The sequence below is a fragment of the Polaribacter septentrionalilitoris genome (assembly GCF_009832745.1).
GTDB classification, from domain to species: Bacteria; Bacteroidota; Bacteroidia; order Flavobacteriales; family Flavobacteriaceae; genus Polaribacter; species Polaribacter septentrionalilitoris.
Window position 1 is genome coordinate 364,761 of sequence record NZ_VRMJ01000041.1, and the last position, 16,492, is coordinate 381,252.

Sequence of the window (16,492 nt, forward strand, 5' to 3'; positions counted from 1 at the left end):
CTTTTTTTAAAAAACTATGAATTTTATAGTATGTTTGTTAATCGAAACAATTAAAATCAGATCATTACAATATGGAATATTTAGATTTTGAAATGCCAATCAAAGATTTACAAGATCAATTAGGTAAATGTAAAATTATTGGAGAAGAGAGTGATGTTGATGTAACTGCTACTTGTAAAAAAATAGAAAGAAAACTTGCTAAGGCTAGAAAAGATATTTACAAAAATCTAACGCCTTGGCAGAGAGTTCAACTATCTAGACACCCAAACAGACCATATACTTTAGATTATATCAATGCTATTTGTGGTGATACTTTTATGGAATTACATGGTGATAGAAGTGTAAAAGATGATAAAGCCATGATTGGTGGCCTTGGTAAAATAGGAGATCAATCTTTTATGTTTATTGGACAACAAAAAGGATACAATACCAAAACTCGTCAGTTAAGAAATTTTGGAATGGCAAATCCTGAAGGATATAGAAAAGCCTTACGTTTAATGAAAATGGCAGAAAAATTTGGAATTCCTGTGGTTACTTTATTAGACACTCCTGGTGCTTATCCTGGTATGGAAGCAGAAGAAAGAGGTCAAGGAGAAGCTATTGCAAGAAACATTTTTGAAATGACTCGTTTAAAAACTCCAATTATAACAGTTGTTATTGGTGAAGGAGCATCTGGAGGCGCATTAGGTATTGGAGTAGGTGATAAAGTGTATATGATGGAAAATACTTGGTATACTGTAATTTCTCCAGAATCATGTTCATCTATTTTATGGAGAAGTTGGGAGTTTAAAGAACAAGCAGCTGAAGCACTAAAATTGACGGGTAAAGACATGAAAAAGTTAGAACTTATTGACGGAATAATCCAAGAACCTGTTGGTGGTGCTCATTCAGACAGAGAAGGAGCTTTTGAAGCAGTTAAAAATCAAATATTAGAAGCTTTTGAAGAATTAAAAGTGTTTAATGAGACAGATTTAGTTGCTAATAGAATGGACAAATATGCAAATATGGGGGTTTACAAAGAGTAAACATAAAATATAAAATATAAAAAAAGCGAAATCAATTTTGATTTCGCTTTTTTTATGAGGTATAAACTTTTAAATTTTCAAAGAACTTAACAATTCCTTTAACCTTGGATCTGAAGGTCTTGGAGCATTAGCATCAACAATATTTCCTTGAGGATCAATCAATATAAATCTTGGAATACCTGAGATTTGATATGCTTGTTGAAAACTGATATCTTGTCCTGCCCACAACTGAACTCCACTCAATTGTTTTTCTTTTACAAAATCTCTCCATTTCTTTTCAGCAGCATCCCAAGAACCACCACTTCTTCGAGATTCATCTGTAGAAATACTTACAAACTCTATATTTTTATTGTGATAATCTTTTTCAAGTTGTTTTAAATAAGGAATTTGTTGAATACAAGGGCCACACCAAGTTGCCCAAACATCTATATAAATATATTTTCCTTTGAAAGAATCTAATGATTTTTTTCCGCCTTTAATATCTACATAACCCTCAAATTTAGGAGATGGATTTCCTTTTCCCATCACTTTGTTTTTCGCATATGTTTGATTTAAATAATCTAATACTTGTTGATTCTGTCTCGATACTAAACTAAGTAAAGAGCTATCTATATCATTGTATGAAGATAAAATACTATCGTAAGATTTTTTTAAAGAATTTACTTTGTTTTTGAAAGCATCATCCTTTAATTGAAATATTTCAGCTGGATTTCCAATTTTTTGAGCTTCTTCTAATTGAGCAATAATAAGGTTACTGTTAGATGCTCCATAACCAGAATAATCAAAACTAGTCATAAACTCATTGGCATCTCCATTAATGGTAATAACAAATCCATTTTTTAAATATAAAGGAGCTCTTTTGGTTCTGCTAGTTTGAAAAGTATAAATATCAGATTTAGTTACTTTAAGAGTATCTTTAAAAGTACCATCTTCATTTATTGTAATTTTTTTTAAAACTCCAGACCTTCCTGTTATACTAATAATAGAATCCGTATTGTTTTCTAATTTCCCTGATAGGGTTATGTAGTCTTTGGGGGTCTTCGTACAAGATGTTATAAGAATAACGAGTAATACTAAACTGCTAAATTTTTTCATTCTTTGTTTTCTAAATTTCTGCAAATATAGAATATAAAGTATATTTTTTTTGTTAAAAACTGTTAGATATCTATTAATAATAAATTTGATAGGGTATGTAAATACTTATTTAAAAAGAAAAATCCCAAACGAAAGTTTGGGATTTATAATATTAAGATTCTGTTTCGCTTTCTGTTCTACTTTCAGGTTTCTTCTCACCTTTTTCAATTTTTATAGTGAGCTGATTTGTTTTTTCATCCAAATCCATGGTTATCGTATCACCTTCAGAGAGTTTAGAATTTACAATTTCTTCTGCTAAAGCATCTTCTATGTATTTCTGTATTGCTCTTTTTAGTGGCCTTGCACCATATTTTTTATCAAAACCTTTGTCAGCTATATAATCTTTAGCACTTTCACTTAAATTAAGAGTATACCCTAAATCTGAAATTCTTTGTAGTAATTTATCTAACTCAATATCAATAATAGAGTGAATGTCATTACGTTCTAAAGCATTAAAAACAATTACATCATCAATTCTATTTAAAAACTCAGGTGCAAAAGATTTTTTTAAAGCACCTTCAATTACAGATTTTGCATGTGCATCTGCTTGTTCTTTTTTAGATGCTGTACCAAAACCAACTCCACCACCAAAGTCTTTTAATTGGCGAGCACCAATATTAGATGTCATGATAATTATGGTATTTCTAAAATCTATTTTACGTCCTAAACTATCAGTAATATGCCCATCATCTAGAATTTGTAACAACATATTAAACACATCTGGATGGGCTTTTTCAATCTCATCTAACAAAATTACTGAATATGGTTTTCTGCGAACTTTTTCTGTCAATTGACCACCTTCTTCATAACCTACATATCCTGGAGGAGCTCCAATTAATCGCGAAATGGCAAATTTTTCCATGTATTCACTCATATCAATTCTAATTAAAGAATCTTCAGAGTCAAATAGCTCACGTGCTAAAACCTTAGCTAGTTGTGTTTTACCAACTCCTGTTTGTCCTAAGAAAATGAAAGAACCAATAGGCTTATTAGGGTCTTTTAATCCAACTCTATTACGTTGAATTGCTTTTACCACTTTAGTTACCGCTTCATCTTGACCAATTACTTTGCCTTTAATCATGCTTGGTAATTCGTGCAAACGATGACTTTCTGCTTCAGCAACTCTATTTACAGGGATTCCTGTCATCATAGAAACTACTTCTGCAACATTGTCTTCTGTAACAATTTCTCTGTTTAATTTAGAATCTTGTTCCCATTGATTTTGAGCTGAATTTAAAGCAGCTTCCATATTTTTTTCGTCATCACGTAATTTTGCAGCTTCCTCATATTTTTGTCCATTGACTGCTTTTGTTTTACGCTCACGAATCAACTCTAATTGAGCCTCTAACTCTAGGACTTGTTTAGGAACTACAATATTGGTAATGTGAATTCTAGAACCTGCCTCATCTAAAGCATCAATGGCTTTGTCTGGAAGGTACCTGTCAGTCATATATCTATTAGTTAGTTTTACGCAAGCTTCAATCGCTTCGTCTGTAAAATCAACATTATGATGTTCCTCGTATTTAGGTTTGATATTATGTAAAATCTGAATGGTTTCTTCAACAGTGGTTGGATCTACAATTACCTTTTGAAAACGACGTTCTAAAGCTCCATCTTTTTCGATATTTGTTCTAAATTCATCCAAAGTAGTTGCACCAATACATTGTATTTCTCCTCTTGCTAATGCAGGTTTTAACATGTTAGAAGCATCTAGAGAACCTGTAGCGCCACCAGCACCAACAATAGTATGAATTTCATCTATAAAAAGAATAATATCATCATTCTTTTCCAATTCGTTCATTAGCGCTTTCATACGTTCTTCAAACTGTCCACGGTACTTTGTACCTGCAACTAAACTCGCTAGATCTAGAGAAACAATACGCTTATCGAATAAAATACGAGACACTTTTCTGTCTACAATTCGTAACGCTAAACCCTCTGCAATGGCAGATTTACCAACTCCAGGTTCTCCAATTAACATTGGATTATTTTTCTTCCTACGACTTAAAATTTGAGAAACACGCTCAATTTCTTTTTGACGCCCTACAACTGGATCTAACCTGCCTTTTTCAGCTAAATCAGTTAAATCACGTCCAAAATTATCTAAAACAGGAGTTTTTGATTTTTTTGCAGTTTTGCTTTTTTGAGGTTGATCAAAAGGGCTCGATTTGTCCGATGGAAACTCATCATCAGAAGGTGTTTCTGCTATTGGGTTTGTAGGTAAGTCAGTATCAATATCATCTACATGCAATTGTTTATATAATGCTTTGGCTTCATCATAATTTACATGATATTTTTGAATCAACTTTGTTGTTGGGTCGTTTTCGTTTCTAAGTACACATAATAATAAATGAGCTGTATCTATTGAATCACTTTGATACAATTTTGCTTCTAAAAACGTAGTTTTTAATGCTTTTTCAGCTTGTCTTGTGAGACGTAAACTTGGTTTTTCTTTGCTTTCTGTAAAAGTAGGATTAGCAGGGTTTAATTGTTCTAATTTTTTTCGTAATAAAGTAAAATCAACATCAAAAGCTGTTAATATCTCTATTGCTTTTCCTTCTCCTTTTCTAATCAAACCTAATAAAAGGTGTTCTGTTCCAATAAATTCATGCCCTAATCGTAGTGCTTCTTCTTTACTGAAAGTGATGACATCTCTTACTTTTGGTGAAAAATTATCGTCCATATTTCTTTCTATCTATTTGATGTATTGTAAAATTAGTCCTTTTTTTTGTGAATTAATTACAAAAAAGATGCCAATAGAAAAATACTGACACTTTGACTAGCCAACTAAGATATAAAATACTTGAAAATCAATTATATAAAAAGCTGTTAAAAATTATCAAAAAATGTTGATAACTCTAATGAATTCAAGAGGCTTAAATCTTTGTAAAAACGAGCAGAAATAGTATCTTGCCTTGTTTTAAAAAAATGAAATAATTTAACTAAATAATATATGGCAGACGGAGAAAAGTTAATTCCGATTAACATTGAAGAGCAGATGAAATCTGCATACATCGATTACTCGATGTCAGTTATCGTTTCAAGAGCATTACCAGATGTAAGAGATGGGTTAAAACCTGTACACAGAAGAGTTTTGTATGGGATGCACGAATTAGGAATTAAAGCTACTGGAGCGTATAAAAAATCAGCAAGAATTGTAGGAGAGGTTTTAGGTAAGTATCACCCACATGGAGATACTTCTGTTTACGACTCAATGGTTCGTATGGCTCAAGATTGGAGTGTACGCTATATGATGGTAGATGGACAAGGTAACTTTGGTTCTGTAGATGGTGATTCACCAGCAGCAATGCGTTATACAGAGGTGAGAATGCAGAAAATATCTGAAGAGATGTTAGCAGATATCGAAAAAGATACAGTAGATCACACCTTAAATTTTGATGATACTTTGCATGAACCTTCAGTGTTACCAACACGTATTCCTAATTTATTGGTTAATGGTGCTTCTGGTATTGCGGTTGGTATGGCTACGAATATGGCGCCTCACAACCTAACCGAAGTAATTAGCGGAACTGTTGCATATATCGATAATAGAGATATCGAAATCGATGAGTTAATGCAACATGTTAAAGCTCCAGATTTTCCTACTGGTGGAATTATTTATGGTTATGATGGTGTTAGAGATGCTTTTCATACTGGTCGTGGACGTATTGTAATGCGTGCTAAAGCCAATATCGAAGAAGTAAAAGGTAGAGAATGTATTATTGTTACAGAGATACCTTACCAAGTAAATAAAGCAGATATGATTAAGAAAACTGCTGACTTGGTTAACGAAAAGAAATTAGAAGGAATTGCGAATATTCGTGATGAATCGGATAGAAACGGAATGCGTATTGTTTATGTATTAAAACGTGATGCAATACCTAACATTGTTTTAAATAAATTATTCAAGTATACACAATTACAAACTTCTTTTAGCGTAAATAATATTGCTTTGGTAAAAGGAAGACCAGAACAATTAAATTTAAAGCAGTTAATCCATTATTTTGTAGAGCACAGACACGAGGTAATTGTAAGAAGAACAGAGTTTGAACTTAAAAAAGCAGAGGCAAGAGCTCATATTTTAGAAGGATTAATCATAGCTTCAGATAATATCGATGAAGTTATTGCAATTATTAGAGGTTCTTCTAATGCTGACGAAGCAAGAGTAAAGTTAATTGAACGTTTTGAATTATCAGAAATTCAAGCAAAAGCAATCGTAGAAATGCGTTTACGACAGTTAACAGGTTTAGAACAAGACAAATTACGTTCTGAGTATGAAGAAATCATGTTAACAATTGCTGATTTAAAAGATATTCTAGCAAACGAACCTAGACGTTATCAAATCATCAAAGACGAATTACTTCATATTAAAGAAAAATATGGAGATGAGCGTAGATCTACTATAGAATATGCAGGGGGAGATATGCGAATCGAAGATATGATTCCAGATACAAAAGTGGTTGTAACTATTTCTAATGCTGGTTATTTAAAACGTACAAATCTTGATGAATATAAAGTTCAGAATAGAGGAGGACGTGGTCAAAAAGGAGCAACTACAAGAAACGAAGATTTCTTAGAACATTTATTTGTAGGTACAAACCATCAGTATATGTTGTTTTTTACACAAAAAGGAAAAGTATTCTGGATGCGTGTTTATGAAATTCCTGAGGGTGGAAAAAATACCAAAGGTAGGGCAATGCAAAACTTAATCAACATAGAACAAGATGATAAAGTTAAAGCATTCTTAGTTACTCAAGATTTAAAAGACGAAGATTACATTAATAGTCATTATGTGATCATGGCCACTAAGAAAGGTCAAGTTAAAAAGACATCTTTAGAGCAATATTCTCGTCCAAGAACAAATGGTATTAATGCAATTACTATTAAAGAAGGAGATGAATTGTTAGAGGCTAAATTAACAACAGGAGATAGTCAAGTAATGTTGGCATTAGCATCAGGTAAGGCTATTCGTTTTGAAGAAGCAAAAACTCGTCCTATGGGAAGAACAGCTTCAGGTGTAAGAGGAATTACTTTACAACATGAAAATGATGAGGTAATAGGTATGGTTGCTGTAAACGATATGGAGAGTAATATTTTGGTAGTTTCTGAAAGAGGATATGGAAAACGTTCTGATTTAGAGGATTATAGAATTACCAACAGAGGAGGTAAAGGTGTGAAAACTTTAAATATCTCTGAGAAAACCGGTAATCTTGTTGCTATTAAAAATGTTGACGATTCTAATGATTTAATGATTATTAACAAATCAGGATTAACCATAAGAATGGCTGTTGAAGATTTACGTGTTATGGGTAGAGCTACTCAAGGAGTTAAGTTAATCAATATTAAAGAAGACGATAGCATTGCTGCAGTTGCCAAAGTAGTTCATGAAGAAGAGACAGATGAAGATTCTGAAATTGGCACGGAAATTGAAAACAACACAAACGAAAATCAAGAATAACAATAAATTAATAATAATTAAAATGAGAAAACAGATATTAGCGCTAACACTAGGGTTGTTATCAATCGCAACTTTTGCGCAAAAGAAAGAAATTAGAGCAGCAGGGAAAGCTCTAAAGAAAAACAATTTCAAAGAAGCCAAAGCCATTATCGGAAAATTAGAAGCTAATGAAGCAGCTATAGAAGAGAAGTACAAAGCACAGTATTATTTTGTTAAAGCTGGTGCTTATGGAAAATCTAATGTTGATAAAGCTGCAGCAGCTTACAATAAGTTGTTAGAATTAGAAAAAGCTTCAGGAAAGCTAAAGTATACCAAAGAAGCACAACCAAAGTTAAATGCCTTGATTCAATTTGTTTATGAAAATGCAGTAAAGCAATACAGTGCAAAAGACTTTAAAAAAGCAAAAAATAATTTTTTGAAGATTTATAAATTAAGTCCTAAAGACACTATTTATTTGTACAATGCAGCGGTTAGTGCGTCATTAGACAAAGACTATGACACTTCATTAAAGTACTACTTAAACTTAAAAGAGATGGGGTATACAGGTATCACAACTCAGTATTTAGCAGTAAATGTAAAAACAGGTAAAGTAGAAAACCTTGGAACCAAAGCTAATCAAAAAGCAATGGTGAAGTTTGGTCAATATAAAGAACCAACAACAAAAACAACACCTTCTAAACAACCAGATATCATAAAAAACATTGGTTATATTTATGTAAGTCAAGGTAAGACAGAAAAAGCAATTGAAGCTTTAAATGAAGCAAGAAAGGCAAACCCTAAAGATATCAACTTAATTTTGAATGAAGCTCAAATGTATATTAAGTTAGATAAAATGGATAAATTTGGTGAATTAATGCAAGAAGCTATCAAAATAGATCCAAACAACCCTACTTTATTTTATAATTTAGGTGTAGTTAACCAAACTGTTAAGAAAATTGAGGAAGCTAAAAAATACTATTTAAAAGCTATCGAATTAAAACCAGATTATGGAGATGCTTACATGAATTTAGCTGTAGCAACACTTTCTGGTGAAAAAGAAATTGTTGATGAAATGAATGCTAATTTCAGCAATGAAAAAAAGTATAATGAATTACAGAAAAAACAAAGAGCATTATACAAAGAAGCTTTACCTTATTTAGAAAAAGCAGATAGTATAAAAAGAAGTATTGATACTGTGAGAACATTAATGAATATCTATGACACTCTTGAAATGACTGAAAAAGCAGATAAGATAAGAGCTGTTTACAAAGAGATGAGGAAATAATAATATTTATTACTAATAATTTAAAAAAAACCGAAACTTTAAGTTTCGGTTTTTTTTATACTAATTTCTTAATCACTCTAAGTTTATGAGTATGTTTTTGCAAATCTGCATTAAAAATTCCACTATGGTCTAACGTATCTATTCTTACTTTTCCATGAGCATGAATAATATGGTAATCATTAAGAATAATACCTACATGAATTATTTCTCCATCTTCGTTATCAAAAAAAGCTAAATCACCAGCTTCACTTTCTTCAATAAAACTTAATACTTCTCCATAACTTGACTGGTCTTTGGCATCTCTTGGGATTTTGTAGCCACATAATTTATAAACCATTTGTGTAAAACCAGAACAATCAATACCAAAATGAGTTCTACCACCCCATAAATAAGGTGAATTTAAATATGAATATGCAGTGTGTAAAATTTCTTCTTTAAGACATTTACTGGTTATAATATCACTATCATAAGTATAAGTATTGTTTCCTAATTTTAGTTGTTTGTTTTCAAAAAAGGGCAAAGTTGAACCAAAAGGAATTGTAAAGAATTCATTATTTCCTTTTGTAATCATCCCTAAAATATCACTAGAAAAAACACTTTTACTAGATTGTAATTTTAAAAATTTGCTTTCTGATATCTCAATAAATTGTTTATTGTTGATATAGCCTTCAAAATTATCAAAAGATAATTTAATGTAACTCCACGATTTGTCAGTTTCTAAAATTTCGAAAGTTTCACCAAAAAGCACTTGACTAATCATTTCTGATGTATGATTAGCTGAAGCTCTTAAAGCTACAATACTTAAATTACATATGCCGTAATTCATTTATTATTAATGATTTTTTATGAAGAAAAGTTAATTATAGCTTTTCGATAACCATAGCACTTGCACCACCACCACCATTACAAATAGCAGCAGCTCCTATTTTACCATTATTCTGTTTTAAAACAGAAATTAAAGCAATAATAATTCTAGCACCTGAAACGCCTAAAGGATGTCCTAAAGAAACAGCACCACCATTAACATTGGTTTTTTCATTTGAAATTTCTAATATTTTCATGTTAGCCAAACCTACCACAGAAAAAGCCTCATTCAATTCAAAATAATCAACATCATCAATGGTAATATTTGCTTTTGATAAAGCCTTTGGAAGTGCTTTTGCAGGAGCAGTAGTAAACCATTTTGGTTCGTGAGCAGCATCAGCGTAACTTTTTATTTTTGCTAAAGGTGTAATGTTTAATTCTTTTGCTTTTTCAGCAGACATTAGAACTAGCGCAGCTCCTCCATCATTAATTGTTGATGCATTTGCAGCAGTTACAGTTCCTTCTTTAGTAAACGCTGGACGTAAAGCAGGAATTTTATCCATTTTTACATTTTTATATTCTTCATCTTCAGAAAAAATGATAGGTTCCCCACGTCTTTGAGGAATCTCAACAGGTACAATTTCATCAGCAAACTTTCCTTCGCTCCAAGCTTTTGATGATCTATTGTAAGATTCTATGGCAAAATTATCTTGGTCTTCTCTTGAGAATTTATATTCAGTTGCGCAGGCATCAGCACAAACTCCCATTGCTACTTTGTCGTAAGCATCAACTAGACCATCTTTTTGCATACCATCTTCCATAGTAATTGAACCAAATTTAGAACCGTTTCTAGCATGATGATAATGTGGAATAGAACTCATGTTTTCCATACCACCAGCCACAATAATATCAGCATCACCTAAAGCAATTGTTTGGGTTGCTAGCATTATAGATTTCATCCCAGAAGCACAAACCTTGTTTACAGTTGTGCAAGGTACAGAGTCTGGAATCCCTGCATGAATAGCTGCTTGTCTTGCAGGTGCTTGACCTAGTCCTGCAGAAACAACATTTCCCATAAAAACTTCTTGAACCATATCTGGTGAAAGATTAATTTTATTTAAAGCGCCTTTTATAGCAATAGCACCTAATTGGGTTGCAGGAATTGAAGATAAACTCCCTAAAAAGCTTCCAATAGGAGTTCTTGCAACAGAAACAATAACTACTTCTTTCATGTAAAATTGATTTTTATTTTTTGAGTAAAAATTCTATGCTAAATTAACCATTTTTAATCAATTTTACTTTTATTATGCTGCATGAATTTTTGACCTTGATATTTTTATGGTAAGTTTGTTCTTGTAATACATGTCTATGAGTAATATAGTTAATAAGTTATACCAAAATAACACCATAATTTACAAAGTAATTTTATTTGTATTAGCAACTGTTGCTATTGTGTATTTATTTCCTAAAGGAGGTCAATTTAAATACGATTTTAGCAATGGACAGTTGTGGAAGTATGACAATTTATACGCACCTTTTGATTTTGCCATCCAAAAAACTGAGGAAGAAATTATAATTGAAAAAAAGAAGATTGAAGTAAGCACAAAACTTTATTTTCAATATAATTTTGATATAGTCTCTGATGTTAAAGCAAACTATCAAAGAAGAGTTTCTAGTTTTAAAGTTTCTGATTCTTTATCAGCTCAAGAAATCAATACATTAAAACTCATAGGAGCAAATACTATTGATAGAGTTTACAGTAAAGGTTTTTTAGAGGTTATTAGTCAAGATAGAGTTTCTAATAAAAATGAAATCATTGCCTTAAGAAAAGACAATGAGGTAGAAGATGTTGTGTTTAAAACCTTATTAACATCAAAAGATGTTTTAAGATTGATTAATGAGAGTCTAAAGGTTATCGATAATAAATATAGCAGTGAGTTAATGTTAGATTTATTATCAGAAATTATCAGACCTAATGTTACTTATGATAATGATTTTACTGAAAAAATAATAAAAAATGAAATCAATAATATATCCTATACAAAAGGAAAAGTTTCTTCTGGTGAACTTATAATTTTAAAAGGAGATATTGTTGAAGGAAAGAAATTAGCCATATTAAATTCTCTAAAAAGTGAGTCAGAATCGCAAGTTTGGACAGACTCTAATTATAATTGGATTATCTTAGGTTATAGTATATTAGTAGCATTAGCATTACTGATGTTGCTTTTGTTTTTAAAGAAATATAGAGTAGAAATTTTTGAAAATAACAATAAAGTTACCTTTATTTTCTTTAATGTTTTTTCGATGATTTTTCTCCAAACAATGGTGATAAAATACAACTCAGATTATCTGTATGTAGTTCCTTTAAGTGTGTTACCAATTGTTTTAAAAGCATTTTTTGATGCGCGTTTAGGGTTGTTTACACATGTATTAACTGTTTTGCTTTTAGGATATATAGTTCCTGATAGTTTTGAGTTTATTTACTTACACATTATTGCAGGTATTGTTACCATTCTTACAGTTTCAGAACTGTATAAGAGAGCAAGTTTATTTATTTCGGTTGCTCAAATAACCTTAATTTATATGCTAACATACTTTGCTTTTTCAATCATAAAAGAAGGCAATATCTCGCAAATAAAATGGACTTATTTTGTGATGTTTGCTGCAAACGGTTTGCTTTCTTTCTTGTCAATAATCATAATTTACATGTATGAAAAAGTATTTGGATTGGTTTCTGATGTAACCTTGTTAGAACTTTCCAATACAAATTCTAAATTATTGAGAGAGTTAAATGAGAAAGCACCAGGAACTTTCCAGCATTCTATGCAAGTGGCTAATTTAGCAGAAGCAGCAGCAAATGAAATTGAAGCCAATTCAATGTTAGTCAGAACAGGAGCCTTATATCATGATATTGGTAAAATGTTGAATCCGATGTATTTTACAGAAAATCAATCTACGGGTGTAAACCCTCATAACGATTTATCTCCAGTAGATAGTTCTAAAATAATTACAGATCATGTAATAAAAGGAGTAGAGTTAGCTAAAAAATATAATTTACCAGATAGAATTATCGATTTTATAAGAACCCATCATGGAACAAGTTCTACTTATTACTTCTATATGAAAGAGAAAGAACAAAACCCAGATACAAAGGTTGATATTAAGAGATTTAAATACAAAGGACCTATTCCGTTTTCTAAAGAAACTGCAATTTTAATGATATGTGATGCAGCTGAAGCTGCCTCAAAAAGTTTAAAGAAACCAACAGCTCAAGCTATTAATGATTTAATTGATAAGATAGTGAATAAACAAATGGCAGATGATCAATTTTTAAATTCAGATATTACTTTTAGAGAGATTCAGACTATTAAAAAAGTGGTTAAGAACAAGTTAATGAACATCTATCATTTGAGAGTAGAATACCCAGAATAAAAACTTAAAAAAAGTTTAAAAACATCTTGCTAAATTGTTTTTCTAATCTTACATTTGCACTCGCAATTTCAGTTTTAAGCTTTACAGTTTAAAAAATTGGGAGAGGTGGCAGAGTGGTAATGCAGCAGATTGCTAATCTGTCGACCTTTTTGGTCGCCAGGGTTCGAGTCCCTGTCTCTCCGCAAAATTGCAATAAAATGTAAGCTCAAGTTTACATTTTATTTCGGGGTGTAGCGTAGCCCGGTCATCGCGCCTCGTTTGGGACGAGGAGGTCGCAGGTTCGAATCCTGCCACCCCGACATTGTTGTCGTAGCAACAGAAAACTACGGGCTCTTAGCTCAGCTGGATAGAGCACCTCCCTTCTAAGGAGGCGGTCGAAGGTTCGAATCCTTCAGGGCTCACATAAACCTTACTAGAAATAGTAAGGTTTTTTGTTTTTTATAGGTTTTGTAAGGGTTTAGAGTACTTCATGTTATTTTCAAGATTAACTTCATAATAAACTAAACCTTTAATTAAAGGGTAACTATTAGGTACCCACTTTTTAGAAAAGGTACCCACTTTTAAAAAAACAAAAACTATGAATAATTACAAATTATCAATACTATTTGTATTGCAAAAAGTTAAAATTAATAAGAAAGGACAATGTCCTATAAAGTGTAGAATTACATTTTTAAAAAGTAGGAAGGAATTCTCTACAGGTATATTTATCAATCCAGATTATTGGAGCAGTAGTAAACAGAAAGCTTTACCAGATAGTAAAGAAAACAACATTTTAAACAACAAGTTAAGCCTTATTCATCAACAGATAGATAAGGCTTTTTTAATGCTTCAAATTCTACCAAATGACTTTGATGTAGATGATATATATAGAAAGTATAAAGGAGAAGATTCCAAAGAAGAAATTACGATTTTAGGAGCTTATGATTTACATAATGAAAAGACTAAAAAATTAATAGGAATAGATTTTAATCAATTATCTTGGAGTAGATATGTTGAAAGCAGGAGGAAAGTGGCTCTGTTTATTACTAAATTCTACAAAAAGAAAGATATTAGATTGAAAGATTTGGATTTGAAGTTTATTCAAGATTTAGAATACTTTTTCAAAACAGAATTAAATTTAAAGCAAGCTACAGTTTATAGGAGTATCCAGAGAGTAAAAAAAATAATTCAATTTGCTATCTCTGAAAACTATTTAAAAAAAGACCCTTTCCATTTTTATAAAAACAAGAAGTTTAAAACTGTAATTATATACTTAACCGATAAAGAGTTAAAGAGGTTAGAGCAACATAATTTTAGTCAAAAGAGATTACAGCAAGTAAAGGATTTATTTATATTCTGCTGTTATACTGGATTAGCATATACTGAAATGTCAACTTTGACAAGTAATAATATTGAAATTGGTTTTGATGATAAAGAATGGATTCAGATGATTAGGAAGAAAACTAATAAGAAAATATCTATTCCAGTTTTACCAAAAGCTAAAGAAATTTTAGATAAGTATAACAATAAATTACCAACTATAAGTAATCAGAAGTTTAACTCTTACTTAAAGGAGATTTCAGAACTAATTGGAATTGATAAAAAGTTAACTCATCATACAGCAAGAAAAACTTTTGCTACAACTGTACTTCTATTTAATAATGTACCAATGGAAATTGTTTCAGAATTATTAGGTCATTCTAATATGAATATTACGCAATCACATTATGGGAAGATTGTTCAGTCTAAAGTTAGTAAAGAAATAATAAATTTGAATAAAAAATTAAATGTAAAAAAAGATACTAAATAATAAAGATTTCTTTGTTATGCCATTGAAGTTATTCACCAGATGGAAGCCAAGAAGGTTTTTCTGGTAGAGTTATTTTTTTACCATTAAATTGAGATAAAGAAAAGACTAAATTGTTTTCAGTAATAGCTTCAGAGACCCTAACAATATAATCTTAATTAATGGTTATTAATCCTCTGTCAAATGCTCTATATAAGTTTGGAGATAGTGAAATTCCAATTGGAATTGTATCATCATTAGAAATACTAAAAGGTACTATATGACATGCATCAATCATATGAGCGTTTGAAGAGGATTCTATTTTTCATTTCAGAAATACAACAACTATAATTATAAATTTTAGGAATTGTTTTTTTATATAAAAAGAATTTAAAATTCAATAAAAACCACTCTACACAAAGAATAATTTATAGAATTTTTAAATTAATTAATTTTTTTTAAATTTCATAAAAATTATTGAAGCTATGAATTTTTTAATTTTTCTCGGGATAATATTATTTTTTCTAATTATTTATGGTTTAAAAAGATTAATATTTGATGAAGAAGAGCCACAACCCAAAGTTGATACTTCCTATATCTCAAAACTAAATTTCGAACCTTTATCATCACCATTAGATGGTATTAATTTACAACTTGATTTAATGAGAACAAAATTGGAGTTAATACAATTACTTGAAGAAAAGGCAAATAAAAATACAATAAGTTTTTTCTCAAATGAATTTTTTGAAGATAGTGAGTTCAATCAAGTTACATTGGAATTTCTTTTTAAACGTTTAATATTTATGTTAAAAGGATGTGATGTGGAAAATAATTCAATTAAACCAATAATAAAAAATATAAAATTTTACGCAAAAAAAGAAAACACAAAAGAAAATAGAGATTTAAAATTGTTAAAAAATGTTTTTGGTGATTTTTTACCACAAATAACAAGATGGAAAAATGAAAAAACTTTGGAATTAGATAAGCATATGAGTGTAGAAGAACTTATTATATCGAAAAGTTCAGATTCTGATGTTAAGTATTTAGATTTATTAAATTGCTTTGAATGGAAGTACATGAGGTTAAAAATTTTATTTAGAGATAATTTTACTTGTAAGGATTGTGGTTCTTATGGTACAAGCCATTCAGTGCATCATAGATACTATATTAAAAATAGGTTTCCATGGGAGTATCAGCCAAATGCATTAGTTTCGCTATGTAATGAATGTCACAAAAACAGACATCAAAATGAGGAAATTGTAATTTATGAAATGGTTCAACATAAGGTTGGGTTTTATGACATATATGATAAACTTATAGAAGTTGATACATATAAAAAAAAATGTTATAGATGTGGAGGTATAGGGTATATTAGTCAATACTCACATGTACAAAATGGTATTTGTTTTGCCTGTAATGGGGATAGTATTCATAATTCAATTTTTAGTTTTCGAATAAATCAATTTTATTATTCAGATAATTACTTAGAACAAGAAGAAAGAGAAAAATATAGAAAATTTATAGAAAACTTGAGTTATTTTGATATAGAAGAAATTAAAAAAGATTTAGAAATAGACGTTCAAGAGTATTTTAGTTAAAATAAATAATTT

General features: G+C 30.4%; 11 protein-coding genes and 3 tRNA genes. 9 read left to right on the top strand and 5 right to left on the bottom strand.

Annotated features, from left to right (window positions below; genetic code table 11):
• The first annotated feature begins 71 nt into the window (after window positions 1–71).
• On the top strand, window positions 72–1,025 hold the full coding sequence (locus tag FP421_RS11830; protein ID WP_159950866.1) for an acetyl-CoA carboxylase carboxyltransferase subunit alpha: 954 nt from the start codon (window positions 72–74) through the stop codon (window positions 1,023–1,025).
• Window positions 1,026–1,094: 69 nt separating this feature from the next.
• Here the strand turns inward: FP421_RS11830 and FP421_RS11835 are convergent, their stop codons facing one another.
• Window positions 1,095–2,120, bottom strand: coding sequence for a TlpA family protein disulfide reductase (locus FP421_RS11835; protein WP_159950867.1), 1,026 nt, complete (start codon window positions 2,118–2,120; stop codon window positions 1,095–1,097).
• A 151-nt stretch (window positions 2,121–2,271) separates the two neighbouring features.
• A complete protein-coding gene (locus FP421_RS11840) occupies window positions 2,272–4,842 on the bottom strand; it encodes an ATP-dependent Clp protease ATP-binding subunit (protein WP_159950868.1) in 2,571 nt (856 codons plus the stop codon).
• Between the two features lie 270 nt (window positions 4,843–5,112).
• On the opposite strand from FP421_RS11840, the gene gyrA reads away from it, so the two are divergent.
• Both gyrA and FP421_RS11850 read left to right on the top strand, forming a co-directional pair.
• Window positions 5,113–7,617 (top strand): DNA gyrase subunit A, encoded by a 2,505-nt coding sequence (gene gyrA / locus FP421_RS11845; RefSeq protein ID WP_159950869.1) that lies wholly within the window; start codon window positions 5,113–5,115, stop codon window positions 7,615–7,617.
• A gap of 22 nt (window positions 7,618–7,639) precedes the next feature.
• A complete protein-coding gene (locus FP421_RS11850; protein WP_159950870.1) occupies window positions 7,640–8,881 on the top strand; it encodes a tetratricopeptide repeat protein in 1,242 nt (413 codons plus the stop codon).
• A gap of 55 nt (window positions 8,882–8,936) precedes the next feature.
• On the opposite strand, the gene FP421_RS11855 is transcribed toward FP421_RS11850, so the two are convergent.
• Together FP421_RS11855 and FP421_RS11860 are read right to left on the bottom strand one after the other, a co-directional pair.
• Window positions 8,937–9,707, bottom strand: coding sequence for a C40 family peptidase (locus FP421_RS11855; RefSeq protein ID WP_159950871.1), 771 nt, complete (start codon window positions 9,705–9,707; stop codon window positions 8,937–8,939).
• Window positions 9,708–9,741: 34 nt separating this feature from the next.
• Complete coding sequence (locus tag FP421_RS11860) at window positions 9,742–10,917, bottom strand: acetyl-CoA C-acyltransferase (protein WP_159950873.1); 1,176 nt, start codon at window positions 10,915–10,917, stop codon at window positions 9,742–9,744.
• A 136-nt stretch (window positions 10,918–11,053) separates the two neighbouring features.
• Here FP421_RS11860 and FP421_RS11865 point away from each other — a divergent pair, with 136 nt between their 5' ends.
• The 5 genes from FP421_RS11865 to FP421_RS11885 all read left to right on the top strand — a co-directional run bounded on the left by FP421_RS11865 (window position 11,054) and on the right by FP421_RS11885 (window position 14,906).
• Entirely contained in the window at window positions 11,054–13,117 is a 2,064-nt protein-coding gene (locus tag FP421_RS11865) for an HD family phosphohydrolase (RefSeq protein WP_159950875.1), read from the top strand.
• 99 nt (window positions 13,118–13,216) lie between these two features.
• Window positions 13,217–13,299: transfer RNA gene (locus tag FP421_RS11870), tRNA-Ser, on the top strand.
• Between the two features lie 42 nt (window positions 13,300–13,341).
• Window positions 13,342–13,416, top strand: a tRNA-Pro gene (locus tag FP421_RS11875).
• 28 nt (window positions 13,417–13,444) lie between these two features.
• Window positions 13,445–13,518, top strand: a tRNA-Arg gene (locus tag FP421_RS11880).
• Between the two features lie 176 nt (window positions 13,519–13,694).
• Window positions 13,695–14,906 (top strand): site-specific integrase, encoded by a 1,212-nt coding sequence (locus FP421_RS11885; protein WP_159950877.1) that lies wholly within the window; start codon window positions 13,695–13,697, stop codon window positions 14,904–14,906.
• Between the two features lie 151 nt (window positions 14,907–15,057).
• Here the strand turns inward: FP421_RS11885 and FP421_RS15130 are convergent, their stop codons facing one another.
• Complete coding sequence (locus tag FP421_RS15130; protein WP_201288840.1) at window positions 15,058–15,180, bottom strand: HNH endonuclease signature motif containing protein; 123 nt, start codon at window positions 15,178–15,180, stop codon at window positions 15,058–15,060.
• Window positions 15,181–15,367: 187 nt separating this feature from the next.
• Here FP421_RS15130 and FP421_RS11895 point away from each other — a divergent pair, with 187 nt between their 5' ends.
• A complete protein-coding gene (locus FP421_RS11895; RefSeq protein WP_159950879.1) occupies window positions 15,368–16,480 on the top strand; it encodes an HNH endonuclease in 1,113 nt (370 codons plus the stop codon).
• The last annotated feature ends 12 nt before the right edge of the window (window positions 16,481–16,492 follow it).

Coding starts and splice junctions, on each gene's coding strand:
- FP421_RS11830 (WP_159950866.1), top strand. CDS start 72: ATGGAATATTTAGATTTTGAAATGCCAATCAAAGATTTACAAGATCAA.
- FP421_RS11835 (WP_159950867.1), bottom strand. CDS start 2,120: ATGAAAAAATTTAGCAGTTTAGTATTACTCGTTATTCTTATAACATCT.
- FP421_RS11840 (WP_159950868.1), bottom strand. CDS start 4,842: ATGGACGATAATTTTTCACCAAAAGTAAGAGATGTCATCACTTTCAGT.
- gyrA (WP_159950869.1), top strand. CDS start 5,113: ATGGCAGACGGAGAAAAGTTAATTCCGATTAACATTGAAGAGCAGATG.
- FP421_RS11850 (WP_159950870.1), top strand. CDS start 7,640: ATGAGAAAACAGATATTAGCGCTAACACTAGGGTTGTTATCAATCGCA.
- FP421_RS11855 (WP_159950871.1), bottom strand. CDS start 9,707: ATGAATTACGGCATATGTAATTTAAGTATTGTAGCTTTAAGAGCTTCA.
- FP421_RS11860 (WP_159950873.1), bottom strand. CDS start 10,917: ATGAAAGAAGTAGTTATTGTTTCTGTTGCAAGAACTCCTATTGGAAGC.
- FP421_RS11865 (WP_159950875.1), top strand. CDS start 11,054: ATGAGTAATATAGTTAATAAGTTATACCAAAATAACACCATAATTTAC.
- FP421_RS11885 (WP_159950877.1), top strand. CDS start 13,695: ATGAATAATTACAAATTATCAATACTATTTGTATTGCAAAAAGTTAAA.
- FP421_RS15130 (WP_201288840.1), bottom strand. CDS start 15,180: ATGATTGATGCATGTCATATAGTACCTTTTAGTATTTCTAATGATGAT.
- FP421_RS11895 (WP_159950879.1), top strand. CDS start 15,368: ATGAATTTTTTAATTTTTCTCGGGATAATATTATTTTTTCTAATTATT.